This is a genomic window from Streptomyces sp. NPDC110618, from assembly GCF_055657065.1.
The window spans coordinates 140,392-165,154 of record NZ_JBVKBN010000002.1 but is presented as its reverse complement, the minus strand read 5'-3'; the positions used below and the strand labels follow the sequence as shown (position 1 = coordinate 165,154).

The 24,763-nt window shown below is 72.2% G+C and carries 21 protein-coding genes and 2 tRNA genes; 19 read left to right on the top strand and 4 right to left on the bottom strand.

Annotated features, from left to right (window positions below):
• The first annotated feature begins 72 nt into the window (after positions 1–72).
• The 3 genes from ACZ7L7_RS03875 (at position 73) to ACZ7L7_RS03865 (ending at position 3,205) form a co-directional block, all read left to right on the top strand.
• Positions 73–1,359, top strand: coding sequence for a glutamate-5-semialdehyde dehydrogenase (locus tag ACZ7L7_RS03875; protein ID WP_285511126.1), 1,287 nt, complete (start codon positions 73–75; stop codon positions 1,357–1,359).
• 87 nt (positions 1,360–1,446) lie between these two features.
• On the top strand, positions 1,447–2,031 hold the full coding sequence (locus ACZ7L7_RS03870; protein WP_285511127.1) for an SCO2584 family spore wall biosynthesis protein: 585 nt from the start codon (positions 1,447–1,449) through the stop codon (positions 2,029–2,031).
• Between the two features lie 100 nt (positions 2,032–2,131).
• Positions 2,132–3,205, top strand: coding sequence for an SCO2583 family membrane protein (locus ACZ7L7_RS03865; protein ID WP_285511128.1), 1,074 nt, complete (start codon positions 2,132–2,134; stop codon positions 3,203–3,205).
• A gap of 3 nt (positions 3,206–3,208) precedes the next feature.
• Here the strand turns inward: ACZ7L7_RS03865 and ACZ7L7_RS03860 are convergent, their stop codons facing one another.
• Positions 3,209–4,309 (bottom strand): M48 family metallopeptidase, encoded by a 1,101-nt coding sequence (locus ACZ7L7_RS03860; protein ID WP_285511300.1) that lies wholly within the window; start codon positions 4,307–4,309, stop codon positions 3,209–3,211.
• 293 nt (positions 4,310–4,602) lie between these two features.
• Between ACZ7L7_RS03860 and ACZ7L7_RS03855 the strand changes: the two genes are divergently transcribed.
• From ACZ7L7_RS03855 to ACZ7L7_RS03830, 6 genes are all read left to right on the top strand, one after another.
• Positions 4,603–4,767, top strand: coding sequence for a hypothetical protein (locus ACZ7L7_RS03855; RefSeq protein WP_093723357.1), 165 nt, complete (start codon positions 4,603–4,605; stop codon positions 4,765–4,767).
• Positions 4,768–4,829: 62 nt separating this feature from the next.
• Positions 4,830–5,468, top strand: coding sequence for a nicotinate-nucleotide adenylyltransferase (gene nadD / locus ACZ7L7_RS03850; protein ID WP_285511129.1), 639 nt, complete (start codon positions 4,830–4,832; stop codon positions 5,466–5,468).
• A gap of 19 nt (positions 5,469–5,487) precedes the next feature.
• Positions 5,488–7,170, top strand: a complete 1,683-nt coding sequence (locus ACZ7L7_RS03845) for an LCP family protein (RefSeq protein ID WP_472074651.1) — start codon at positions 5,488–5,490, stop codon at positions 7,168–7,170.
• A gap of 101 nt (positions 7,171–7,271) precedes the next feature.
• A complete protein-coding gene (gene rsfS / locus ACZ7L7_RS03840) occupies positions 7,272–7,718 on the top strand; it encodes a ribosome silencing factor (protein WP_285511131.1) in 447 nt (148 codons plus the stop codon).
• Positions 7,715–8,386, top strand: coding sequence for a histidine phosphatase family protein (locus ACZ7L7_RS03835; protein WP_285511132.1), 672 nt, complete (start codon positions 7,715–7,717; stop codon positions 8,384–8,386). The genes rsfS and ACZ7L7_RS03835 overlap by 4 nt, the downstream gene beginning before the upstream one ends.
• Positions 8,387–8,493: 107 nt before the next feature.
• Positions 8,494–8,566: transfer RNA gene (locus ACZ7L7_RS03830), tRNA-Ala, on the top strand.
• Here ACZ7L7_RS03830 and ACZ7L7_RS03825 read toward each other — a convergent pair.
• On the bottom strand, positions 8,548–9,432 hold the full coding sequence (locus ACZ7L7_RS03825; RefSeq protein ID WP_285511301.1) for a helix-turn-helix transcriptional regulator: 885 nt from the start codon (positions 9,430–9,432) through the stop codon (positions 8,548–8,550). The two genes, ACZ7L7_RS03830 and ACZ7L7_RS03825, sit on opposite strands and share 19 nt — an antisense overlap.
• Before the next feature lie 108 nt (positions 9,433–9,540).
• Between ACZ7L7_RS03825 and ACZ7L7_RS03820 the strand changes: the two genes are divergently transcribed.
• From ACZ7L7_RS03820 to ACZ7L7_RS03810, 3 genes are all read left to right on the top strand, one after another.
• Positions 9,541–11,010, top strand: coding sequence for an MFS transporter (locus tag ACZ7L7_RS03820; protein WP_472074649.1), 1,470 nt, complete (start codon positions 9,541–9,543; stop codon positions 11,008–11,010).
• Between the two features lie 246 nt (positions 11,011–11,256).
• Entirely contained in the window at positions 11,257–11,490 is a 234-nt protein-coding gene (locus ACZ7L7_RS03815; RefSeq protein WP_003976229.1) for a hypothetical protein, read from the top strand.
• Positions 11,491–11,653: 163 nt separating this feature from the next.
• Positions 11,654–11,726 (top strand) — tRNA-Ala (locus ACZ7L7_RS03810).
• A gap of 123 nt (positions 11,727–11,849) precedes the next feature.
• Here the strand turns inward: ACZ7L7_RS03810 and ACZ7L7_RS03805 are convergent.
• Together ACZ7L7_RS03805 and ACZ7L7_RS03800 are read right to left on the bottom strand one after the other, a co-directional pair.
• The gene (locus tag ACZ7L7_RS03805; protein ID WP_285511134.1) at positions 11,850–13,460 is read right to left on the bottom strand and encodes an NADH-quinone oxidoreductase subunit NuoF family protein; all 1,611 of its coding nucleotides are present in this window, start codon (positions 13,458–13,460) and stop codon (positions 11,850–11,852) included.
• Positions 13,457–14,776, bottom strand: a complete 1,320-nt coding sequence (locus ACZ7L7_RS03800; RefSeq protein WP_285511135.1) for a cytochrome b/b6 domain-containing protein — start codon at positions 14,774–14,776, stop codon at positions 13,457–13,459. Before ACZ7L7_RS03800 ends, ACZ7L7_RS03805 begins: the two co-directional genes overlap by 4 nt.
• Before the next feature lie 427 nt (positions 14,777–15,203).
• Here ACZ7L7_RS03800 and leuS point away from each other — a divergent pair, with 427 nt between their 5' ends.
• The 7 genes from leuS (at position 15,204) to ACZ7L7_RS03765 (ending at position 24,717) form a co-directional block, all read left to right on the top strand.
• The gene (gene leuS, locus ACZ7L7_RS03795; RefSeq protein WP_472074646.1) at positions 15,204–18,074 is read left to right on the top strand and encodes a leucine--tRNA ligase; all 2,871 of its coding nucleotides are present in this window, start codon (positions 15,204–15,206) and stop codon (positions 18,072–18,074) included.
• A gap of 350 nt (positions 18,075–18,424) precedes the next feature.
• Positions 18,425–19,171, top strand: a complete 747-nt coding sequence (locus ACZ7L7_RS03790) for a hypothetical protein (RefSeq protein WP_285511137.1) — start codon at positions 18,425–18,427, stop codon at positions 19,169–19,171.
• A gap of 71 nt (positions 19,172–19,242) precedes the next feature.
• On the top strand, positions 19,243–20,088 hold the full coding sequence (locus tag ACZ7L7_RS03785) for a DegV family protein (protein ID WP_285511138.1): 846 nt from the start codon (positions 19,243–19,245) through the stop codon (positions 20,086–20,088).
• A gap of 95 nt (positions 20,089–20,183) precedes the next feature.
• Positions 20,184–21,107: a ComEA family DNA-binding protein gene (locus ACZ7L7_RS03780; RefSeq protein WP_471591994.1), complete on the top strand. Its 924-nt coding sequence runs from the start codon at positions 20,184–20,186 to the stop codon at positions 21,105–21,107.
• A complete protein-coding gene (locus ACZ7L7_RS03775) occupies positions 21,104–23,623 on the top strand; it encodes a ComEC/Rec2 family competence protein (protein ID WP_472074643.1) in 2,520 nt (839 codons plus the stop codon). The genes ACZ7L7_RS03780 and ACZ7L7_RS03775 overlap by 4 nt, the downstream gene beginning before the upstream one ends.
• 16 nt (positions 23,624–23,639) lie before the next feature.
• Positions 23,640–24,467, top strand: coding sequence for an arylamine N-acetyltransferase family protein (locus tag ACZ7L7_RS03770; RefSeq protein ID WP_285511141.1), 828 nt, complete (start codon positions 23,640–23,642; stop codon positions 24,465–24,467).
• Positions 24,468–24,471: 4 nt separating this feature from the next.
• On the top strand, positions 24,472–24,717 hold the full coding sequence (locus ACZ7L7_RS03765; RefSeq protein ID WP_285511142.1) for a hypothetical protein: 246 nt from the start codon (positions 24,472–24,474) through the stop codon (positions 24,715–24,717).
• Positions 24,718–24,763: the final 46 nt, after the last annotated feature.

The window sequence follows — 24,763 nt, the reverse complement described above, 5'->3', positions numbered from 1 at the left end:
ACCTTCGGACGGCTTGTCTCGCGGTGTGGGACGTCCCGTGAACCGGTCCGTCCGGCGCACTACCCTTCCTGCATGACCACGCTCTCGCCGTACGACTCGATGACCCCGGTCACCCAGGCCGCCTACCGCGCCAAGGCCGCCGCCGCCGACCTCGCTCCGCTGCCGCGGTCCGCCAAGGACCAGGCGCTGCTCGCCATCGCGGACGCCCTCCAGGTCCGTACGGCCGAGATCGTCGAGGCCAACGCCAAGGACATCGCCGCCGCCCGCGAGGCCGGCACCAGCGAGGCGATCATCGACCGGCTGACCCTCACCCCGGAGCGGGTGCGGGCCATCGCCTCCGATGTGCGGGACGTGGTCGCGCTGCCCGACCCGGTCGGCGAGGTCGTGCGCGGCTCGACCCTGCCCAATGGCATCGACCTGCGCCAGGTCCGCGTCCCGCTCGGTGTCGTCGGCATCATCTACGAGGCCCGCCCGAACGTCACCGTGGACGCCGCCGCCCTGTGCCTGAAGGCCGGCAACGCCGTCCTGCTGCGCGGCTCGGCCTCCGCCTACGAGTCCAACACCGCCCTGGTGAAGGTGATCCGGGACGCCGTCGGCGGCGCCGGACTGCCCGCCGACGCCGTCCAGCTCGTGCCCGGCCAGAGCCGGGAGAGCGTGGGCGAGCTGATGCGCGCCCGGGGCCTGGTGGACGTCCTCATCCCGCGCGGCGGCGCCTCCCTGATCAAGACCGTCGTCAACGAGTCCACGGTCCCCGTCATCGAGACCGGCACCGGCAACTGCCACGTCTACATCGACGCGCAGGCCGACCTTGACATGGCCGTCGAGGTGCTGATCAACTCCAAGGCCCACCGGGTGAGCGTCTGCAACGCCGCCGAGACCCTGCTGGTCCACCAGGACATCGCCGCCGAGTTCCTGCCCCGCGCCCTGGACGCCCTCGCCGACGCCGGGGTCACGGTGCACGCCGACGAGCGGGTCATGGCGTACGCGAAGGACTCCCGGGCGACCGTCGTCGAGGCCACCCCGGAGGACTGGGAGACCGAGTACCTCTCCTACGACATCGCCGCCGCCGTCGTGGACTCCCTGGACAAGGCCGTCGAGCACATCCGGCTGTGGACCTCCGGTCACACCGAGGCGATCGTGACGACCTCGCAGCAGGCCGCCCGCCGGTTCACCCAGTTGGTCGACTCCACCACGGTCGCCGTGAACGCCTCCACCCGGTTCACCGACGGCGGCCAGTTCGGCTTCGGCGCGGAGATCGGCATCTCCACCCAGAAGCTGCACGCCCGCGGCCCCATGGGCCTGCCGGAGCTGACCAGCACCAAGTACATCGTCACCGGCGACGGGCACATCCGCGGCTGACCCGCGACCGGCGCGAACACGTCTCATTGGGCGGATGAATTTCCATACCGTCTGCCCAAATTGACCCCCCGCGACTACTCTGGAGCCGTGCCGGAGGACGTGGGGGGCACGCCGTTCCCTGACGGCTGGGAGCCCGACGACGACCACGACCGCGGGGTGTCGGACGAAGAGTTCGCCTCCGTGGTCTTCGACGAGGCCTTCGTACAGGCGGCCAAGGTCCACGAGCCGACCGCCGTCGAACGCCTCCTGGCCGCGGCCCAGGCCAGAGCCGAGGCATCCGAGGCCGAGGCCCGCCGCACGCGCGGCAGATCCGAGCGGTACCAGGAGGGGTACGGCCCGGACGGCACCGGCGGTTTCGGCCATGATCCGGACCTCGACGACCTGGACGACACCGATGTCCTGGAGGGCCGCTGGGGTGCCCCCGGCGCCTACGGCAAGCAGGTCCGCTGGCACCGGCCCGTGGCCTGGATACTCGCCGTTGTCATGGGCGTCGGCATGGTCGCGCTGGCCTTCGCCGCCGTCTACCGCAGCGCCTCCTCGGGCAACCGGGAACAGGTACCCCCGCCGCCCGGCGCCACCACCGGCGTGGAACAGGGTGGAGCGTCGGCGGTGCCCTCCGCCTCCGCCGACCATTCCCAGCCACCCATCTCGGCCGTACCGCGAACGCCCTGAACAGAGCCCGGCCACAACCCGCCACGACTGGTGAGAACCTGTCAGAACTTGTCGTACAGCGGGGCGTTTATGTGGGCCCTGTCAGACCTACCCTGAAGATATGGGCGGGCCTGGAGACCCACCTGAGGGGACACCCGAGGGTGGACCCGTAGGTGGCGAGGACGAGTACCGATCCGTCGTCTTCGACGAATCGTTCGTCCGTGCTGCCCGCCTCCAGGAGTTCTCCGCCCAGGAGCGCATCGACGACCACGCCCCCGCCGTCCGCCGCCGCCCGCCCCTGCGCCGCGGCGGGCTGTCCCGGCAGGCGCTGATCCTGGTCCTGCTGATCGCCGTCGCCTTCGGCACCGCGATCTACATGGGCGTACGGCACCCCTACCAGAGCTCGGACAACCCCCGGGTGGCCGAGCCGCTGCGGATGACCGTGATCCCGCTCGCCCCGAGCGGCAAGGTGCCCGGCTCCACCGACACCGAGGCGCTCTTCGCCGGCAGCCCCGCCGCCCAGTACCGGATCGGTGCCGAGGGAGTGCCGCTGCCCGCCGCCCGGCGCACCGCGCACTTCTCCGACGGCCAGGTCGTGGACGCGCTGACCGTCGCCAAGGACTACATCGTGCGCTCCGCGCTCTACCCCGAGGTGATCCTCGGGGAGCAGGTACGGCCGGTGCGGGTGCTGATCGCCCCCGACCAGCTCGACCAGTTCGACCGGAGCTTCGACCACCCGGCCGCCGACGGCAGGCACGCCCCGACCGGCTGGCTGATCCGCTTCGACCCGGACGGCGTCGAGCTCGCCGACCGCGGGATCCGGGTCCAGGGCAGTCTCTCCTTCGGCGAGACCGACTCCTCCACCCTGGAGGTCACCGCCGACCACACCGTCGTCTACGCGCTGCGCCCGGCCGGCTCCGGCGCGAAGGCGGAGGCCTCCCTGTTCACCGTCCGGCGCGAGCTGCACTTCCGCTTCGACCACGACGACCTGCGCCTGCACCAGGCCCAGCTGCTGGTCTCCTACGTCCAGGCGGGCCCGCTGTCCTGCGCCGACGACTCGGCGAACCGGCTGCGCCCGCTGCTGGCCGGCCAGACCGCCAAGGAGGGCGGCCCGGCCGGTACGGACCCCTACGCGACCGGGAACGCCACCGCCCTGTGCGGATCGCTGGCGCCCGGCGCGCTGCCGAAGGTCTGAGGCTCAGCTCCCGTCGCGCGGCGTGTCCGTAGGCGGCTCGTCCCGGTCGTCGCGCGGCGCCGAGGAGGCGAAGCCGCCGAAGCCGCGCCGGACCCGGCCGCCGAGGTCGCCGGCGCCGCCCGCGATGTCGGTGACCAGCTTCATCAGCGGGTCCTTGGACGACTTCACATGCGAGGCGTAGTGCGCGGCCGACTCGCGGAAGGAGTCCGTCACCGAGGTGTCCTTGTCCTCGGAGCGGCGCGGGTAGTGGCCGTCCATGATCCGCTGGTAGTCGCGGGACTCCGCCCACTTCTTCAGCTCGGCCGCGCGGACCGTGGTGAAGGGGTGCGAGCGGGGCAGCACGTTGAGGATCTTCAGCACGGAGTCGCGCAGGTCGCCGCCCGCCTCGTACTCCTCGGCCTGCTTCAGGAACGCGTCCACGTTCATCTCGTGCAGGTGGTTGCCGCCCGCGATCTTCATCAGGCCGCGCATCGACGCCTTCAGGTCCTGGCCGACGAGCAGACCGGCGCGGTCGGCGGACAGCTCGGACTTGCGGAACCACTCGCGCAGCGCCGTCACGATCGCCATGATCGCGACATTGCCGAGCGGGATCCAGGCGACCCGGATGGCGAGGTTCGTCAGGAACAGCAGGATGGTGCGGTACACCGAGTGCCCGGACAGGGCGTGACCGACCTCGTGGCCGATGACCGCCCGCATCTCCTCCTCGTCGAGGAGTTCGACCAGGCCGGTGGTCACCACGATGATCGGCTCGTCCAGGCCGATGCACATCGCGTTCGGCTGCGGGTCCTGGTTGACGTACATCGGCGGGACCTTCTCCAGGTCCAGGATGTAACAGGCGTCCCGCAGCATGTCGTTGAGGTGCGTGAACTGCTGGTCGGAGACCCGCACCGAGTCGGAGAGGAACAGCAGTCTGAGGCTCCGCTCGGGCAGCAGACCGCTCAGCGCCTTGAAGACGGTGTCGAACCCGCTCAGCTTGCGCAGCGCCACCAGGGCGCTGCGGTCGGCGGGGTGCTCGTACGCACGCGAGGAGATGCCGGGGAAGCGCCTGCGCTGCCGGCTCGGCACGTGCTCGTGTCCGTCCTGCTGATGGCCGTCGTCGGACATGTGGTCCCCCATGTGCGTCTGTGTGGCCGTGCGGCCCTTAGGGCCCCGAAGCAGGCTCCAGCCTAGGCCCGGTCGCCGGGCACGGGCAGACGGCGGCAGCACCCTCCTCCCGCCTGGTTCCTGCCGGGGGTACAAGCTGAAGGACGAACGGGGCGCCGGATAAGTTGCCTCGGCCCGAGTGCGGCGGCCGGCCGGGGTGCCCCAACGGCGGAGTCGGCGTGATCGGCGCGGAGCCGCCCGCTTACGATGAGCCGACATCTTTATCCCGCCCACACCCGAAGGTCCTGCCGAAGATGAGCTTCCAGAGCACCGCTGCCCAGTTGGTCACCCTCGCTTCCGAGGGCGGAGAGCACGGCGGCAACCACGACAGCCTCAACCCGCTGGTCACCGGCGGCGGTGCCTTCGTCGCCCTGATGCTGCTGCTGTGGATCACCACGCGCTTCAACCGCGACCGCTGAACCGAGGGCCCGAGGGGTCTGGCTTCCGTGGCCCACAGGACGGGCCGGTAGGGTCTGCACGCATGGGAGAGCAGGACATGCCTACCGGCCCGGGCAACGGCCCGTCGAACTCCGGCAAGCGCCGGCTCGGCGTCATGGGCGGAACGTTCGACCCGATCCACCACGGGCACCTGGTGGCGGCCAGTGAGGTCGCCGCCCAGTTCCACCTGGACGAGGTGGTGTTCGTGCCCACCGGCCAGCCGTGGCAGAAGACCCACCGCAAGGTCTCCCCGGCCGAGGACCGCTATCTGATGACGGTCATCGCGACCGCCGAGAACCCCCAGTTCTCGGTGAGCCGGATCGACATCGACCGCGGCGGACCGACCTACACCGCGGACACGCTGCGCGACCTCAGGGCGCTCAACCCCGACACCGACCTGTTCTTCATCACCGGTGCCGATGCCCTCGGCCAGATCCTCACCTGGCGGGACACCGAGGAGCTGTTCTCCCTCGCGCACTTCATCGGCGTGACCCGGCCCGGCCACCACCTGGCCGACCCGGGGCTGCCGGAGGGCGGTGTATCTCTGGTGGAGGTTCCCGCCCTCGCCATCTCCTCCACGGACTGCCGTGCGAGAGTCGCCAAGGGCGAACCGGTCTGGTATCTGGTGCCGGACGGAGTCGTGCGCTACATCGACAAGCGCGAGCTGTACCGCGGCGAGTGAGCCGAGAGGGGCACCACCGGTGAACGACCGATACGACGCGTACGGGGGCGACCAGTACGAACTCGTCGGCTACGACGAGTACGGGCAGCCTGTGTACCGACAGGTCCCGCCGCACCAGGGTGCCCAGCAGCCCTACGACCCCTACGCTCAGCAGGGGTACGGCTACGACCCGTACGCGACCGGCCAGCAGCAGCCGGTCCAGTCGTACGACACCTACGCCCCCTACGACCCGTACGGGCAGACCGCCACGGGTGACGCCGGAGCCGCCCCCTCCTACGACTCCCCGGCCGCCCCCGCCTACGACCCCTACGGGCAGACCGCGGCGAGTGGACAGCAGCCGCGGGTCGCCGAGCAGACCGCCTACATCCCGCAGCAGTCCGGGCCCGCCGAGGAGGCGCCCGAGCAGCGGGAGCCCGAGCAACGGGACTACCGCACCGAGCAGTTCGCCTTCGTCGAGGACCCGGACGAGGACTCCGAGGACGTCATCGACTGGCTGAACTTCACCGAGAACCGCACCGAGCGGCGCGAGGAGGCCAAGCGCCGGGCCCGCAGCCGCATGATCGCCCTCGTGGTGGTGCTGGCGCTGGTCGCGGTCGGCGGTGTCGGCTACCTCTGGTACGCGGGCAAGCTGCCCGGCCTGTCGTCCTCCGACGGCAAGGAGGGCGCCACGACGGCCTCCGGCGCCCAGAAGCGGGATGTGGTCGTCGTCCACCTGCACAACACCAAGAACGGCGACACGGCGACCGCCCTGCTCGTCGACAACACCACCACCAAGCAGGGCACCACCGTCCTGCTGCCCAACTCGCTCGCCCTGACCGGCGACGACGGCACCACGACCACGCTCGCCAAGTCCGTCGAGGACGACGGCTCCTCCGGCACCCGCGAGGCCCTCGACACGGTTCTCGGCACGCAGATCCAGGGCACCTGGCGGCTGGACACCCCGTACCTGCAGAACCTGGTCGACCTCGTCGGCAACATCGACATCGACACCAACACCGACGTGCCCGACCCGTCCGCCAAGTCCAAGGGCGCCGCCCCGCTGGTCAACAAGGGCGAGTCGCAGACCCTCAGCGGCAAGATGGCCGTCGCCTACGCCACCTACCGCGGCTCCGGCGAGGCGCAGAACGCCCAGCTGGAGCGGTTCGGGCAGGTCATGCAGGGAGTGCTGCGCAAGCTGTCCTCCGACGCGGGGGCGGCCACGGTCACCGTGCAGACCCTGCAGCAGATCCTCGACCCGTCCATGACGGACAAGGACCTCGGTACCTTCCTCGCCAAGCTCGCCGACCTCGCCAAGGGCGGCGACTACAAGACGGCGCTGCTGCCGGTGCAGGACGACGGGACGCTGACCGCGGAGACCAGCGCCAGCGTGGTCAAGGACGTCCTCGGCGGCACCGCGAAGAGCCCCGACCAGGGCGCGGCCGTGCGGGTCTCGGTGCAGAACGCCACCGGTGTGAAGGACAACACGGAGAAGGCCCGGGTGGTCCTGCTCAACGGCGGCTTCACCTTCCTTGAGGGCGGCACCGCCGGCGCGGCCCAGGCCACGTCCAAGGTCGTCTACGCCGAGGCGGCCGACAAGGAGAACGCCACCGAGGTCGCCAAGACCCTGGGCCTGCCCACCAGCGCGGTCTCGAAGGGGAAGGTCACCACGAACGCGAACGTCGCGGTGGTCCTCGGGCAGGACTACAAGCCGTCGTCCTCGTAGCCCCGCCCGGCGGCACCGGGCGGGGGCGGGGAATTCCGTGGGGCGACGTCGGCGGTCATGAGACCCTTGAGTCCAAGTGACCGCCGACGGAAAGCCTTGTAGTGACCGCCACTGACCGTTCCATCGAGCTGATCAACACCGCCGCCCAGGCGGCCGCTGACAAGCTCGCGCACGACATCATCGCCTACGACGTCAGCGACGTGCTGTCGATCACCGACGCCTTCCTGCTCGCCTCCGCGCCCAACGACCGCCAGGTCAAGTCGATCGTCGACGAGATCGAGGAGCGGCTGAACAAGGAGCTCGGCGCCAAGCCGGTCCGCCGCGAGGGCGACCGCGAGGCCCGCTGGGTGCTGCTCGACTACGTCGACATCGTCGTCCACGTCCAGCACAGCGAGGAGCGCGTCTTCTACGCCCTTGAGCGGCTGTGGAAGGACTGCCCCGAGCTGGAGCTGCCCGAGGACGCCAAGGCGACCCGCGGCAAGGCCGAGGAGCACGCCAAGCTGCAGGCAGCCGAGGAGGCGGCCGAGCCGGGCGGTGACTGGCGATGAGCACCACCGGCGAGGTGACCGCCGGGCGCCCCGGCCGCGGGCGCCGCGTCATTCTGTGGCGGCACGGGCAGACCTCGTGGAACGTGGAGCGCCGCTTCCAGGGCTCCACCGACGTCGCCCTCACCGAGGAGGGTGTCGCCCAGGCCCGTCGCGCCGCCCGGCTGCTGGCCTCGCTGCGGCCCGACGCGATCATCGCCTCCGACCTCCAGCGCGCCGCGCGCACGGCCGGTGAGCTGGCCGCGCTCACCGGCCTGGACGTCACCCAGGACGAGGGCCTCAGGGAGACCTACGCGGGCGTCTGGCAGGGCCTGACGCACGAGGAGATCATCGCCAGGTACGGCGAGGAGTACGCCGCCTGGAAGCGCGGTGAGCCGGTCCGCCGCGGCGGTGGCGAACTGGAGGCCGAGGTCGCCGACCGCGCCGCCCCGGTGGTGCTGCGGCACGTCGAGAAGCTGCCCGACGACGGCACCCTGGTGGTGGTGAGCCACGGCGGCACGATCCGCACCACCATCGGCCGCCTCCTCGGCCTCGAACCCCGGCACTGGGAGAGCCTCGGCGGCCTCTCCAACTGCTGCTGGTCCGTCCTCGGCGAGGGCGCCCGCGGCTGGCGGCTGCTGGAGCACAACGCCGGCACGCTGCCGGAGCCGGTGCTCGGCGACGACGACTGACGGCGCCCGGGGCGGACCCGGGCGCGGGCCGGGACCCGGATTTCACTTTCCGGCAGGTCGCAGGCTAAAGTTCTTCTTGTTCGCCCCGCCGAGCGGGGAGAACGCAAGGGGCTATAGCTCAGTTGGTAGAGCGCCTGCATGGCATGCAGGAGGTCAGGAGTTCAATTCTCCTTAGCTCCACAGTCCGGAAATCCCGTCCCCGTCAGGGGGCGGGATTTTTCGTGCAGCAGGGCGGTACGGCGCTCGGTCTCTTCGTCGTCCGGTGTGTAGACCACGATCCGGCACTCCGGCATCCCGTTGATCGACAGGGAGACCGTGCTCATCCGCAGCTCGCCCACCTCCGCGTGCCGGAAGACCTTCACCCGCCGTCCGGGCCGCAGCACGTCGCCGCTGCGCCACAGCCGGGCGAAGAGCGGGCTGGCCGCGGACAGCCGGGCTATGAAGTCCTCCCAGGCGGGCTCCCCGGCATGGCGGCCGTAGGCGTCGCGCAGGGTCGCCACCATCAGCGGCAGTTCGTCCTCCCGGAAGGCCAGCGGGCAGTCCTCCTCCTGCGCGGTGAACAGCACCCACAGCGCGTTGGCGCTGCCCTCCTGGAGCGGCCTGCCCCCGAAGGTGAACACGGTCAGGAAGGCGGCGTTCGCGGCGAGGATGTCGTAGCGCGCGTTGTAGACCACCGCCGGGCGCGGTACGAGCGCGTCGAGGATGCCGCGGATGTCCGGGCCGACGGCCAGCGCCGGGGCCTGCGGGGCGGGGGCGAAGGGCACCTCGGCCAGGTGGTACAGGTGCTCGCGCTCCGGGGCGTCGAGCCGCAGGGTGCGCGCCACGGCGTCCAGGACCTGCGGGGAGGCGTTGATCGGGCGGCCCTGCTCCAGCCACGTGTACCAGGTCACGCCCACCCCGGAGAGCTGGGCGACCTCCTCCCTGCGCAGGCCCGGTGTGCGGCGCCGCTGGCCCGGCGCCATGCCCACGTCCTGCGGAGTCACCCGGGCCCGCCGGCTGCGCAGGAAGGCGGCCAGCTCGGGCCGTCGGCGCTGTGTCGTCCCCATCGTCACGCCCCCATCGTCGACGCCGGGCCCGTCCCCTGCCAGGTGCTGTCGGTACCAGGATCAGCGGGCTCTCGGCACCCGTATCCAACCCCCGTCAGGCTCGACGCCATGACGACAACACCCCGGACGGGACCGGCTCCCGCGGCCGGCTCCAGTCCCGCGATCAGTGAAACATCCCGCACTGACAACCGGCCCCGCGCGCTGCTGGCGGTGCTGCTCGGCGCCCAGTTCATGGCCCTGCTGGACGTCTTCATCGTGAACGTCGCGGCCCCCACCCTCAGCCGCGAACTGCACGCCTCCGGCGCCGACTTGCAGCTCGTCGTGGCCGGGTACGCCATCACCTACTCGGTGCTGCTCATCACCGGCGCCCGGCTCGGCGAGCGCCTGGGCCACGGCCGGGTCCATCTCGCCGGGCTCGCCCTGTTCACCGCCGCCTCGCTCGCCTGCGGACTGGCGCAGGGCGTCACCGAGCTGATCGCCTTCCGGCTGGCGCAGGGCGCCGGTTCGGCGCTGATGATCCCTCAGGTGCTCAGCCTCATCCAGCGCACCTTCACCGGCACCGCCCGGGCCCGCGCGCTCGGCGCCTACGCGGCGGTCCTCGCCACCGGTGCCGCGGCCGGCCAGGTACTCGGCGGGATCCTGGTCGCCGCCGACCTGTTCGGCACCGGATGGCGGCCGGTGTTCCTGGTGAACGTGCCGGTCGGCGCCGTACTCCTGGTCCTCGGTCGGCGCGTGCTGCCGCAGGACCGGGGGGCGGGGCACGGGACGGCGCGCGGCCTCGATCTGCCGGGGCTGGTGCTGCTCGGGGCGGCCGTGTCGCTGTTCACGGTGCCGCTGGTGCTCGGGCAGGAGCAGGACTGGCCGCTGTGGGCCTGGCTGTCGCTGGCCGGGGCGGCGGTGGTGTTCGCGCTGTTCTGCGGCTACGAGTCCCGGCTCGCCCGGCGCGGGGGCAGCCCGCTGATCGCGCCCCGGGTGCTGCGCCACCCCGGTATGGGCACCGCCGCCTTCCGCATCCTCGCGGTGATGGCCGTCAACGGCGGTTTCCTGTTCGCGCTCACCCTGCACCTCCAGGGCGGCCTCGGGCACAGCGCGCTGCGCACGGGGCTGACCTTCGCGCCGACCGCCGTGGTCTTCGGGCTGGTCGGTCTGACCTGGCGGATGTGGCCCGCCTCCTGGCAGCGCGCGCTGATCCCGGCCGGGTTCTGGCTCACCGCGCTGTCCCTGGCGGGCATGGCCCTCGCGCTGGAGGGCGGGGGCGACGGGGGAGCGGCGGTGTACGTCGCGTACGCGGGGGTGGGCGCCGGTCTCGCGCTCGGCTTCAGCCCGACCCTCACCGGGGCGCTCGCGGCCGTGCGGCCCGAGGACGCCCCGGACGCCAGCGGACTGCTCGCCACGGTCACCCAGCTCGGGCAGCTGACCGGGGTCGCGGTATTCGGCACACTGTTCCTGAGCCGCGTTGAGTCACTCGGGGCCTCTTCGGCGTATACCTCTGCGGAGGCGCTCTTCGCGTGCCTGTTCGCACTGGCCGGAACCGCCGCGGTGGCCGCCGTGTCCGGACTGGTACTGAGGCGTCGCTGACCGTATTGGCCCGGCCGTGGCAGAATCAAACGGCCGGAAGGGGGCGCGGCCCGACGGGAGGGAGCAGTGATGCCTGCGAGCATCCTCGGAGGGGGCGGTGGCCTCTCCGACGCAAGCTGGACACGGGACACAGTGACCCGCCTCAGCTGCCCTTCCTGCGGTTCCGCCCATGTCGCCCAGGTGCTCGGTGACAACGGCGGGATTTCCTACGTGTGCACGGCCTGCGGCCACAGCTGGAGCTGATCGATGGGTGCACACAGGCGAAAGTGCGACTGGTGCGGCAGCGGGACGCCGATCGTGCGTGACATGGAACCCGTGAACCCGGACTACCAGTACTGGTGCGAGGAATGCGCGCGGGCGCTGATCATAAAAGGCGACCCGATCGAGACGTACCGCGAGCTGGAGGGCGAGCCGATCTACGGCCGGCTCCTGGAGGAGCACTGCACGCTCAAGCGGTTCTACTCGTTCGTGACGGCGTGACGTGACGGCCTGACGTGACGGTGCGACAGACTCGTGGGTGGCATAACGGACAATGCGCCCCAATCGGTCGCCGCGGTAATCGATTTGGGGCGCACCCCGAGGACCGTGTAATGTTGGCGTCGCCGCCGGGGAAACCGACAGGAAGACCCGGGGGACCAAGCAAGGGGCTATAGCTCAGTTGGTAGAGCGCCTGCATGGCATGCAGGAGGTCAGGAGTTCAATTCTCCTTAGCTCCACAGTGAGATCCCGCCGGATCGTGAAGATCCGGCGGGATCTTTTTTGCGTGTACGAGGGACACGCTCCGGGCGTATGAAAGAGGGCCGCCCAGGGGAGTGGGCGGCCCTTGTGGGGGAGTGGCGTCAGCGGCCCAGGGCGCGGCGGCCGCGGCCCTGGGAGAGCACCGGGAGGTTCGTGCGCGAGGGCGCCCGCTCCGCCTGGTCCTCGATGCGCAGCGCGAGCGCCGGGCAGCGGCGGACCGCGCGCAGTGCCTTCGCCTCCGCGTAGCGCGGGACTTGGGCCTGGGCGACCGTGGGGAAGCCGTCGGCGCCGAGTTCGAAGACCTCCGGGAGGATGTCCGCGCACAGGCCGTGCCCGCGGCACAGCGTCCAGTCGACGTAGATCTTCTGGCGGCTGGGGCCGTTCTCCTCGGACTCGCCGCCGCCCGGGATGCCGGTGGGCATCCTGCCCCCCTCGAAGAGTGGCAGTACGCCCTCCACGGGCCGTCCGCAGCCGTTGCCGAGGACATGGGCGGCCAGGTCGTCCGTGAACGCCTTGATGGTCGACTCCAGGAACATCGCCGAGCCGTCCGGGTGCGAACACGCACCGCGCCGCTTGACGTTCTTGGCGACCTGCTTGAGCGCCTCAAGGGCGGCCGGACCGCCGCCGTTGAGGATGTCCTCCATGCCGCGCGCGGCGGCCGGCAGGCCCAGGTAGCAGGGGCCGCACTGGCCCGCGCTCTCCTCGGCCAGCCACTGCGCCACCCTGAGCGACTCGCCCAGCGGGCAGGTCTCCTGGGTGATCGGCAGGATCGCGCCGGCGCCGAGCGCGCCGCCCACCGCGTCCAGCGAGTTGCGCGAGACGATCGCCTCGTTGACGGTGGCCGCGTCGATCCACTTGCCGTGGTAGCCGCCGGTCAGCACGCCCTGCGGGACCGGAGGGGCGCCGGCCAGCTGCAGGACGTACCGCAGCGGGACGCCCGTGGGGACCTCGATCACCATCGGGCGGGCGACCGCGCCGGACACCGTCAGCATCACGGTGCCCGGCTCGTCGTACAGACCGGTGTTGCCGTAGCGCTCCGGGCCGATGCGGGCCGCGATGGCGAGCTGGGCGAAGGTCTCGGCGTTCGACAGCAGGGTGGGGGCACCGCCGACGCCGCTCTTGGAGGCGCTGACCTTGCGGCCGGGCGGGATCGCCGGGCCGCCGTCGATGGAGCGGATCAGCGACGCCGCCGCTCCGGTGACCATCCGCACCGGGTTGCGCTGCACGCGGGCGCGCAGGGCTGAGCGGCGGCCGTTGCTCAGGCCGCGTTCGGCGAGCGCGGCCTCCATGGAGCGCTGGGTCGACTCACGAGTGACCCCCACCACGAGCGTGCGGGCACCCAGGGCCTCGGCGACGAGCAGCGCGCCGTCCAGGATGAGGTGCGGGGCACGGTTGATGAGCACCGTGTCCTTGCGGCAGGCCGGTTCGTCCTCGCTGCCGTTGACGACGACGACCGGCCGGACGCCGCGCTTGATCGCCGATTCGGCGACCGAGCGCAGCTTCTTGTGGAAGGGGAAGCCCGCGCCGCCGCGGCCCTTCAGGTTGATGCGTTCGGAGAGCTGCGCGAGCTGCTCCCCGCCCATCGGTTCGAGCGGCCCGTGCACCTTGAGGTGCATGGGCAGATCCAGTCTTTCGACAAGGTCGAAGCCCGACGTGAGCTGGGGAAGGCCGACCACGCGGACTTCTGGTACGTCGGGCAGGGCCTCGTTCACCTATAGCCTCCGGAAGGCGTGTTCCAAGGTTCGCCCGAACCCGGCGCGTCGAACGACTGACCGGGGGCTGGTTCATTGGCGGGACCGCTGTTGTACGTGTCGTTGGAGTTGTACGTGCCGTAGAGGCCGTTCGACTCAGCGGTGTTGTACACATCACCCCCGCCGTACCCGGCGGCGCCCGAAGTGTCATAGGTCGGGATGTTGTATCCCGTGTCCGTGAGCGGGTCGTACGCGGACGGCGGCGCCTCCCCGACCGGCGGGGGCGAGGGGATCGGCCAGTTCCCGGACGTGCTGGAGACGTTGTCCACGCGCGGCATCGCCTCGGTGGCCTGCATGTCCAGCGGCAGGTCCATGCGCGCGGTCTGGTCGGTCGCGAAGGACTGTCCGCCGGGGTCGGGCGCGAAGGACTGCTGGCCGCGCGAGGGCGTGTTGACGGCGCGGTAGGCGGCCGCGAAGCCGTTGGCCGGTTCGGCGGCCGGGGGTTCGGCGAGCGCGGACTCGTAGCCGGGGAGCGCGGAGGAGGAGGGGGCGGCGGCCGGCTTGGCGGGCTTGGCGGCGGGCTGGGCGGCGGTGGCCTCGGCCATCCGGGCCCGGCTGGCCTCCAGGCCCTCGCGGGGCGAGCGCTCCTCGTTGTCGCCCACGATCATGGCGATCTTGTCGGCGATCTTGCGCTTGACCGGGCGGGGTGCCGCGCGCACCGCCAGGGCGATGGCCACGCCGGCCACGCACATGCCGTACATGATCACGAAGATCGGCTTGGCCGCACGACCCGCGTAGAGCCCGTGCACGAGTGCGCAGCACCAGGCCGGGTAGGCCAGCATGTGCATCGCCCGCCAGCGGGCGGCGACGGGAGCCGGGGAGGCGAAGGCGCTGCGCAGGGCGCCGGTGATGCCCACGAAGATCATGAGCAGCGCGGCCGTCGAGCCGAGGCCGATGAGGCCGCCGAGGCCGGTGAAGCCCATCGAGAAGGGGATCACGGCCGCGATCAGCTCGGCGTGGTCGAGGACGAGCTTGGTGGTGATGTGCAGCATCAGGAAGGCGAGCGAGGCGACCGCCAGGGTGCGGTGCACGGCCTGGCCGATGATCCGCTGGCGTGTGTTCAGCACGATCCGGTCCTGGGCGACCAGGCCCCAGATCACCGAACAGCTCAGGGAGACGAGCGAGAGCACTCCGGCACCGAAGTTCAGGAACTCGCGGAGCCAGTCGCCGCCGAGCAGCACGATCACGGGTATGAGCAGCAGAACGACAGCCGTCGCCGCCCCGTAGGCCGAACGGCCGGGCCGGGGGAGCGAACGGGTACTGCGTTGAGGGTTCATGGGGGCAACTCCGAGCGGTTCGGGAAAGCGGTCCCGCTGCCGCACTCTAAGTGGCTCCTGAACCGTGCAGGCGCCATTTGAGTTATTGCGTTGTTATCAATGCGCCGTGCGGGGTCGGTGTTGTCCTGCTAGGGGCGCTTACGCCGGGTAAAAATTGAACTTCGTTCAACTTTTCAGAACCTTCACAACAGGTTCGATGAGCGGAGGGGTCGGTATCCATTGGTCCCGACCCGGTCGACGGCTGCGGTACCCTGACGCCATGCGTGCCGTACGCCTTCTGCTTAGCGGGCCGCGCTGATCAGCACCGGCCACCGTCGGAAAGTGGCCGGCATCGGCGCGGCGTCCCCTCCTGTGCGAGGGGATTTTTCGTTTCCGGACCGGAGAACACGCAGCGCTGGCAGAGACGATCGATGGAGCTTTGAGGATCATGAGCGAGATGAACCCCGCTACCGCCGCCGAGGTGGCCGCGCCGCACCGCTACACGGCCGCCATGGCCGCGGAGATCGAGGCACGCTGGCAGGACTTCTGGGACGCCGAGGGCACCTACGCCGCGCCCAACCCCACCGGTGATCTGGCCGGCGACCCCGAGACGGTCGCCAAGCCCAAGAAGTTCATCATGGACATGTTCCCGTACCCCTCCGGTGCGGGCCTGCACGTCGGCCACCCCCTGGGCTACATCGCCACCGACGTCTACGCCCGCTTCCAGCGGATGACCGGCCACAACGTCCTGCACACCCTGGGCTTCGACGCCTTCGGCCTGCCCGCCGAGCAGTACGCCGTGCAGACCGGCACGCACCCGCGCGTGTCCACCGAGGCCAACATCGAGAACATGAAGGCGCAGCTGCGCCGCCTGGGCCTGGGCCACGACAAGCGCCGGTCGTTCGCCACGATCGACCCGGACTACTACAAGTGGACCCAGTGGATCTTCCTGCAGATCTTCAACTCCTGGTACGACGACGAGGCGAAGAAGGCCCGCCCGATCTCCGAGCTGGTCGCCCAGTTCGAGAGCGGTGAACGCGCCGTGCCCGGCGGCCGGTCCTGGAACGAGCTGACCGCCGCCGAACGCGCCGAGATCCTGGGCGAGTACCGCCTGGCCTACGCCTCCGACGCGCCCGTCAACTGGTGCCCCGGTCTGGGCACCGTGCTGGCCAACGAGGAGGTCACCGCCGACGGCCGCTCCGAGCGCGGCAACTTCCCCGTCTTCAAGGCCAAGCTGCGCCAGTGGAACATGCGCATCACCGCCTACGCGGACCGGCTGCTGGACGACCTGGAGGCGCTGGACTGGCCCGAGGCCATCAAGCTGCAGCAGCGCAACTGGATCGGCCGCTCCGAGGGCGCCCGCGTCGACTTCCCGATCGACGGCGAGAACATCACCGTCTTCACCACCCGCCCCGACACCCTGTTCGGCGCGAGCTACATGGTGCTGGCCCCCGAGCACCCGCTGGTGGAGAAGTTCACCCCGGACGCCTGGCCCGAGGGCACCCACGACGTGTGGACCGGCGGCCACGCCACCCCGGCCGACGCCGTCGCCGCCTACCGGGCGCAGGCCGCGTCCAAGTCCGACGTCGAGCGGCAGGCCGAGGCCAAGGAGAAGACCGGCGTCTTCATCGGCGCGTACGCCACCAACCCGGTCAACGGCGAGCAGATCCCGGTCTTCATCGCGGACTACGTCCTGATGGGCTACGGCACCGGCGCCATCATGGCCGTCCCCGGCCACGACAGCCGCGACTTCGAGTTCGCGCGCGCCTTCGAGCTGCCGATCTGCTGCGTGGTCGAGCCGACCGACGGCCGCGGCACCGACACCGCCGACTGGACCGAGGCGTTCGTCTCCTACGACGCGAAGATCGTCAACTCCTCCGGCGAGGGCGTCTCCCTGGACGGCCTGGGCGTCGTCGAGGCCAAAGCCCGCATCACCGAGTGGCTGGAGCGCACAGGCCGGGGCCAGGGCACCGTCAACTTCCGGCTGCGCGACTGGCTGTTCAGCCGCCAGCGCTACTGGGGCGAGCCCTTCCCGATCGTCTACGACGAGGACGGCGTCGCCCACGCCCTGCCCGAGTCGATGCTGCCGCTGGAGCTGCCCGAGGTCGAGGACTACTCCCCGCGCACCTTCGACCCGGACGACGCGAACACCCAGCCCGAGACGCCCCTGTCCCGCAACGAGGACTGGGTCAACGTCACCCTGGACCTGGGCGACGGCCCCAAGAAGTACCGCCGCGAGACCAACACCATGCCCAACTGGGCCGGTTCCTGCTGGTACGAGCTGCGCTACCTGGACCCGCACAACTCCGAGAAGCTGGTCGACCCGGAGATCGAGCAGTACTGGATGGGCCCGCGCGAGGGCCAGCCGCACGGCGGTGTCGACCTGTACGTCGGCGGCGCCGAGCACGCCGTGCTGCACCTGCTGTACGCCCGCTTCTGGTCCAAGGTCCTGTACGACCTGGGGCACGTCTCGTCGGCCGAGCCGTTCCACAAGCTGTTCAACCAGGGCATGATCCAGGCCTACGTCTACCGCGACAGCCGCGGTATCGCGGTGCCGGCCGCCGAGGTGGAGGAGCGCGACGGCGTCTACTACTACCAGGGCGAGAAGGTCTCCCGGCTGCTGGGCAAGATGGGCAAGTCCCTGAAGAACGCGGTCACCCCGGACGAGATCTGCGCCGAGTACGGCGCCGACACGCTGCGCCTGTACGAGATGGCCATGGGCCCGCTGGACGTCTCCCGGCCGTGGGACACCCGCGCGGTGGTCGGCCAGTTCCGGCTGCTGCAGCGGCTGTGGCGCAACATCGTCGACGAGGCCACCGGCGAGGTCACCGTCACCGACGCCGAGCCCGACGAGGACACGCTGCGCGCCCTGCACAAGGCCATCGACGGGGTGCGCGGCGACCTGGAGGGCATGCGGTTCAACACCGCCATCGCCAAGGTCACCGAGCTGAACAACCACCTGACCAAGACGGGCGGGGCGCTGCCGCGCTCGGTCGCCGAGCCGCTGGTGCTGCTGGTCGCCCCGCTGGCCCCGCACATCGCCGAGGAGCTGTGGCGCAGGCTGGGCCACGACGACTCGGTGGTGCACCAGGACTTCCCGGTCGCCGACCCGGCCTACGTGGTTGACGAGACGGTGACCTGCGTCGTCCAGGTCAAGGGCAAGGTCAAGGCCCGCCTGGAGGTCTCGCCGTCCATCTCCGAGGAGGAGCTGGAGAAGGTCGCGCTGGCCGACGACAAGGTCGTGGCGGCGCTGGGCGGCGCGGGCATCCGCAAGGTGATCGTGCGGGCGCCGAAGCTGGTGAACATCGTTCCGGCGTAGCTGGCCGACCTGGGCCGGGGGTGACCGGCGGACCCAGGTATGGGGTAACTGGCGGGCCCGGGTATGGGGCAACCGGCAGACCCGGGTATGAGGCAACCGGCAGACCCGGGTATGAGGCAACCGGCAGACCCGGGTATGAGGCAACCGGCAGACCCGGGTATGAGGCAACCGGCAGACCCGGGCATGGGACAACCGGCAGACCCGGGCATGGGGCAACCGGCCGGACGGGCCGCCTCCGGGTGGTCCCCTACGGGCAGGTTCGGGGTTCTTTCGGAACTCCGGGCCTGCCCGCGGCGTTTACCGTGGAGAGCAGCGCGGCGCACGCAGTCGTGGATTCGAGGAGGAGCGCAGTGGAAGCAGCGATCGCAGTGGTGGCCCTGCTCTTCGTGCTTCTCGTGGTGCTCGGCGCCTGGGCCACCGTGAAGGCGGTGGGAGCGGCCAAGCGGGCCGCCGACCGCACGATCACCCAGGCCCGCCGCACGGTCGAGGACCACACCCTGCGCGCCAAGTCCCTCGTCCAGGTGGGCCCGCAGGCCGAGCTCGCCCAGCTGCGGCTGAAGCTGCGCACCTCGATGCGCGCGACCCAGGACGCGCTGCACGCGGGCGTGGCCGAGGACGAGTCCCTGAAGGAGTCCCTCGCGCTGTTCCAGCGGCTCAGCGCCCACGGCCACGAGCTCGACGGCGAACTGCGGCGCCTGGAGAGCGAACCGGACCGCACGACTCTCGCCGAACGGCTTCCGGGGCTGCGGGAGCGCACCGAGCGGATCGTCGGCTCGGCGGACTCGCTGCGCTGGGCGGCCCGCGACCGGGCCCGCCGGTTCGCCGACGACGACCTGGACTCGCTGAGCGCGCAGATCGACATGGAGGCCGGGGCGCTGCGGCACTGGACCACCGAGGGGGAGCCGTCCACCGCGACGCCGCCCCCGCCGTGGCCCGAGGCACCGGCTCCCGAGGCGCCGGAACCCGAGCAGACCTGGCCGGGCGGCTCGCGGCGGGAGACCGCCGAGCAGCCGACCATGCCCGCCATCACCCCGCCCGAGCCGCGTCCCACGTACCCGTGGGAGAAGAAGCAGCCGCGCCCCGAGAGCACCACCTGATCCGGCCACGACGGCCCAGGTGACAGGGGCCGGGCTGCCGCGGGGGCACTACGCCAGGTAACCTCCAGCTCATGTCCCGCCATGTCGCGATCGTCACCGATTCAACGGCCTACCTGCCGCCGCGGACGATGGATCGCCACGGCATCACCGCGGTGCCCCTGACCGTGGTCCTCGGTGACGAGGCGCTGGAGGAGGGCACCGAGATCTCCACCCGCTCGCTGGCCCAGGCGCTGCAGAAGCGGCGCCCCGTCACCACCTCCCGCCCCAGCCCCGAGCGGTTCGCCGAGACCTATCGCCAGGTCGCCGAGTCCGGCGCCACCGGCATCGTCTCCCTGCACCTGTCCGCCGAACTGTCCGGCACCTACGACGCGGCCGTGCTCGCCGCCCAGGACGCGCCCGTGCCGGTGCGGGTGGTGGACACCGGGATGATCGCGATGGCCCTCGGCTTCTGCGCGCTCGCCGCGGCGCAGGTCGCGGAGTCGGGCGGCACCGTCGACGAGGCGGTCGCGGCGGCCGAGAAGCGCGCCGAGGGGACCTCCGCCTACTTCTACGTCGACACCCTCGACTATCTGCGCCGGGGCGGCCGGATCGGCGCCGCCCAGGCCCTGCTCGGCTCGGCGCTCGCGGTGAAGCCGCTGCTCCAGCTGAACGGCGGCCGGATCGAGCCGTTGGAGAAGGTGCGGACGGCGTCCAAGGCGATCGCCCGCCTGGAGGAGATCGCCGCGGACCGGGCGGGCGCCGCGCAGGTCGACATCGCCGTGCACCATCTCGCCGCCCCGGACCGGGCATCGGCCCTGGCCGACCGGCTGCGGGCGCGGGTACGGGGGCTGGCGGACCTGCATGTGAGCGAGGTGGGGGCGGTGATCGGGGCGCATACGGGTCCCGGGCTGCTGGGGGTCGTCGTCTCGGCGCGATAACCCTTGTGAGTGAGCGGGTTATCCACAACCGGGGGACTGTCCCCGGGAATTGAGCAAGATCATCGCGGTGCGGCGAGATGTCCGATCCTCGTCGCATGGCACTTGGATCACGTACGCACAGGTCAGTCCCGGGCGCCCAGGCAGGCCGTCCGGATGAGGAGATCCGGCGGCGGGCGGAGGCGCTGTTCGGGGAACGGGCGGTGGTGGGGCGGGGGTCGGAGCCCGCATCCCCGGAGGACGAGCGGCCCCCTTGGCGGGGGCGGTTCGGGCTCGCGTTGCGGGAGCGGCTGCCGCTGTGGGTGCAGGCCCGGTGCGGGTTGGAACGGCGGAGCGTGGTCGCGCTCGCGGTGGTGCTGGTCGTGGCGGCGGGGTTCGCGGCGCAGCACTTCTGGAGCGGACGGACTCAAGGGGTGCGGGCGCCGGAGGTGGTGCGGGCCGGGGAGGCCGGGCCGGGAGACGGCGCGGCGGACCGGGCCGCGTTCGGGGCGGGCGCGGAGCCGCCGGACGGGACCGGTGCCGCGGCCCGCACCACCTCCGGCGCGTCCTCGGTGGCGTCCTCGGTGGCGTCCGAGATTGTCGTGGACGTCAGCGGCAAGGTCCGCAAGCCGGGGATCCACCGGCTGCCCGCAGGGTCCCGGGTCGAGGACGCGTTACAGGCGGCCGGTGGGGTGCGGCCGGGTACCCGTACCGACGGGCTGAACCGGGCGCGGTTCCTCGTCGATGGGGAGCAGGTCGTCGTGGGCGGTCCGGCGCCGCCGGCGCAGGGCGCCGCCCCCGTGCGGGGTGCGGCGGCCGGGGCGGGACTGTCGGCCGGGGTGGGACCGGCGGCCCCCGTCTCCCTCAACACCGCTACCGCCGAACAGCTCGACACCCTCCCCGGGGTCGGCCCCGTCCTGGCCCAGCACATCATCGACCACCGCACCCGCACCGGCGGTTTCCGCTCGGTCGAGGAGCTGCGCGAGGTCAACGGCATCGGCGAACGCCGCTTCGCCGATCTGCGGAATCTCGTACAGCCATGAGCGGGGGTGTATCAGCCGAGTCCCGTACGCCTGCCGCGAGCGCCCCCGAAACCGCGCGGGACGAGGTGCACGCGGCCTCCGGGCACCGGCTCGGCGCGTCCCACCCGCGCCAGGAGGGGCCGACGGATCTGCGCCTCGTGCCACCGGCGCTCGCGGCCTGGGCCACGGCGGCGCTGACGCTGACGGCACCCGGTGGATGGGCGGTCGCGGTGGTGGCCGTGGCCCTCGTCCTGGGGGCCGTGCTGCTGGCGGCGCGGTGGTCGGCGTGGTCGCGGGTGTCCGCGTGGTCGCGGTTGTCGCTCGCCGCCGTGCTGCTCTGCGTCGCGGCGGCCGCCGCCTCGGCCGGGCTGCACGGGGCCGATCTGCGGCGCGGCCCGGTGCCGGAACTGGCGCGGAGGTACGCGACCGTGACCGCGGAGGTGGAGCTGACCTCCGATCCCCGGCTCACCCGGCCCCGGGTCGACGGCAACCGGACGACTCCGACGGCCGTGCTGATCGACGCACGGGTGCGGCGGGTCACGGTCGGCGCCGGCGCGGCGGTGGGGACGCGGGCGCCGGTGCTGATGGTGGTGCGGGCGTCGAAGGGGTCGCCGTGGCTGGGGCTGCTGCCGTCCACGAGGCTGCGGGTGACCGCGCGGCTGGCGCCCGCGCTGACCGGCGGCGACCGCGTCGCGGGCGTGCTGCGGGTACGGGGCGGGGCGGCGCCGGAGGTCGCGGCGCGGGCGTCGGCGGCGCAGCGGTTCGCGGGGCGGCTGCGGGCCGGGCTGCGGGAGGCGACCGACGGGCTGCCCGCCGACGCGCGGGCGCTGTTGCCGGGGCTGGTGGTCGGGGACACCTCACGGATCACACCCGAGCTGGACGAGGCGTTCAAGGAGACCGACCTCGCCCACACCCTCGCGGTGTCCGGCAGCAACCTCACCATCATCCTGATACTGCTCATCGGCCCGCCGGGCACGGCCCAGCGCGCCGAACGCCGTGGACTGGCGCCCCGGCTCGGTCTGTCGCTGCGGACGACCGCGGTGTGCGGCGGGGCGCTCACCCTCGCCTTCGTCGTGGTGTGCCGGCCGGACCCCAGCGTGCTGCGGGCCGCCGCCTGCGGTGCGGTGGTGCTGCTGGCCCTGGCCACGGGGCGGCGCCGGTCCCTGCTGCCCGCGCTGGCGACGGCGGTGCTGCTGCTGGTGCTGTTCGATCCGTGGCTGGCCCGTAGTTACGGCTTCCTGCTGTCGGTGCTGGCCACCGGGGCACTGCTGGTGCTGGCACCGCGCTTCAGCGCCGCCCTGCAGCGGCGCGGGGTCCGGCCGCGGTGGGCGGAGGCGGTGGCCGCGGCCGGGGCGGCGCAGATGGTGTGCGCGCCGGTGGTGGCGGTGCTGTCGGAGCGGGTGAGCCTGGTGGCGGTGCCGTGCAATCTGCTCGCCGAGTTCGCGCTCGCCCCGGCCACGGTACTGGGGTTCGCGACGCTGGCGACGGCACCGGTGGCGATGCCGGTGGCCAAGGCGCTGGCGTGGTGTGCGAGTTGGCCGACGGGGTGGATCGCGTCCATCGCCCGGACCGGGGCGGCGCTGCCCGGCGCGGGCATCGACTGGCCGGGCAGCTGGGCCGGGGCCGGGCTGCTCCTCCTCGTCACGGTGACCGGACTCGCGGTGGGGCGGCGGCTGTGGCGCAGCCCGTGGTGGTGCGGGCTCGGGGCGGTGCTGCTGGTGCTGGCGGTGGTGCAACCGCCGCCGCTGGTACGGGTGATCGGTGGGTGGCCGCCGCCGGGGTGGCGGCTGGTCGCGTGCGATGTGGGGCAGGGGGACGCGCTGGTGCTCGCCGCGGGGGAGGGCGCAGGTGTAGTCGTGGACGCCGGGCCGGAGCCGGGGCTCGTCGACCGCTGCCTGCGCGCCCTCGCCGTCACCCGGATCCCCCTGGTCGTCCTCACACACTTCCACGCGGACCATGTGGCGGGCCTGCCGGGGGTGTTGCGGGGCCGGGCGGTGGGAGAGATCCAGACGACCGGGCTCCAGGAGCCGGCCGAGCAGGCGGAGTTCGTGCGCCGGGAGGCGGCGGCGCGGGGCATCCCGGTGACGCGGGCCGTGGCCGGGGAGCGGCGGCGGACCGGGGAGCTGTCCTGGCGGGTGCTGTGGCCGCCGTCCGCCCCGGTGCCGGGGCCCGAGGGGCCGAACGACGCGAGTGTCACCCTGCTCGCGGAGTCGGCGGGCGTGCGGTTCCTGCTGCTCGGGGATCTGGAACCACCGGCCCAGCAGGCGCTGTTGCGGGCGGGCGGAGTGCCGGAGGGAGTGGACGTGCTGAAGGTCGCCCATCACGGCTCGGCCTACCAGGACCCGGAGCTCATACGGCGGGCCGCTCCCCGGGTGGCGTTGATCTCCGTCGGAGAGGACAACGGCTACGGGCATCCGGCGCCCGGCACGGTGGCGGCGTTGCGGGAGGGCGGGGCGGCGGTGCTGCGGACGGACGAGGACGGGGCGCTGGCCGTGGTGAAGGGTGCGGACGGGGAGCTGAGGGTGGCGGGAGAGTGAGGTGGAGACTGGGGGCATGAACTCAGCCGAAGTCGATGCCTACCTCAGCCGGATCGGTGCCGAGCGCCCCGCGCGGCCGACCGCCGACGCCCTGCGCGACCTGCACCTGCGGCACCTGCGGACCGTGCCCTTCGAGAACCTGTCGATTCACCTCGGCGAGGAGATCGTGCTGGAGGAGGAGCGGCTGCTGGAGAAGCTGGTGGGCGCGCGCAGGGGAGGGTTCTGCTACGAACTCAACGGCGCCTTCGGGGCGTTGCTGGCGGCGCTCGGGTACGAGGTCGCGCTGCTGGCGGGCCGGGTGTACGGCGGGGACGGGCGGCTGGGGATCCCGTACGACCATCTCGCGCTGCGGGTGCGGACGGACGACGGGGGCGAGTGGCTGGCCGACGTCGGGTTCGGGGCGCACAGCCACTATCCGCTGGTGTTCCGGGAGCGGGGGGAGCAGAAGGACCCCGGGGGCGTGTTCCGGATCGTGGCGGCGGGGCCGGACGCGGCGGGGGAGGCGGGGGCGGACCTGGACGTCGTGATGAACGGCAGGCCGGAGTACCGGCTGGAGACACGGCCCCGGGCGCTCGCCGACTTCCGCGTCGGGGCCTGGTACCAGTGCACCTCTCCCGCGTCCCACTTCACGCAGTCGCTGGTGTGTTCCCGGGTGACGGAGGACGGCGGGCGGATCACGCTGAGCGGGCGCACGTTCAAGACGACGAGCGCGGACGGGGTGAAGGAGGAGCGGCACCTCGGGACGGACGCGGAGGTGCTGGCGGCGTACCGCGAGTGGTTCGGGATCGAGCTGGACCGGGTGCCGAGGGTGGCGGAGGAGTCGGCGGGCGGGTCTGGAGAATGACCGTGTGAGCGATGTGAGACACGTATTGGTGCTGCCCGACCGCGACGCCGCCGAGGAGGTCGTGGAGGCCCTCGCGGAGCGGTTCGGCGTACGCGAGGAGCCCCAGGTGGTCCGGGACGCCCTGGCCGGCGAGGACGACGCGGAGGACGCCCAGTGGCTGGTCGTCCTCCGCGACGAGCCCGGCGCCCTCGACCCGGCGGAACTGGACGCCTTCGCGGCCGAGTGGGACGGCTGGCGCGAGGAGCCGTAGAGGCCCCGCAGACCGCCCCATGCGGCCCCCTGCCGCCCGCAAGGCC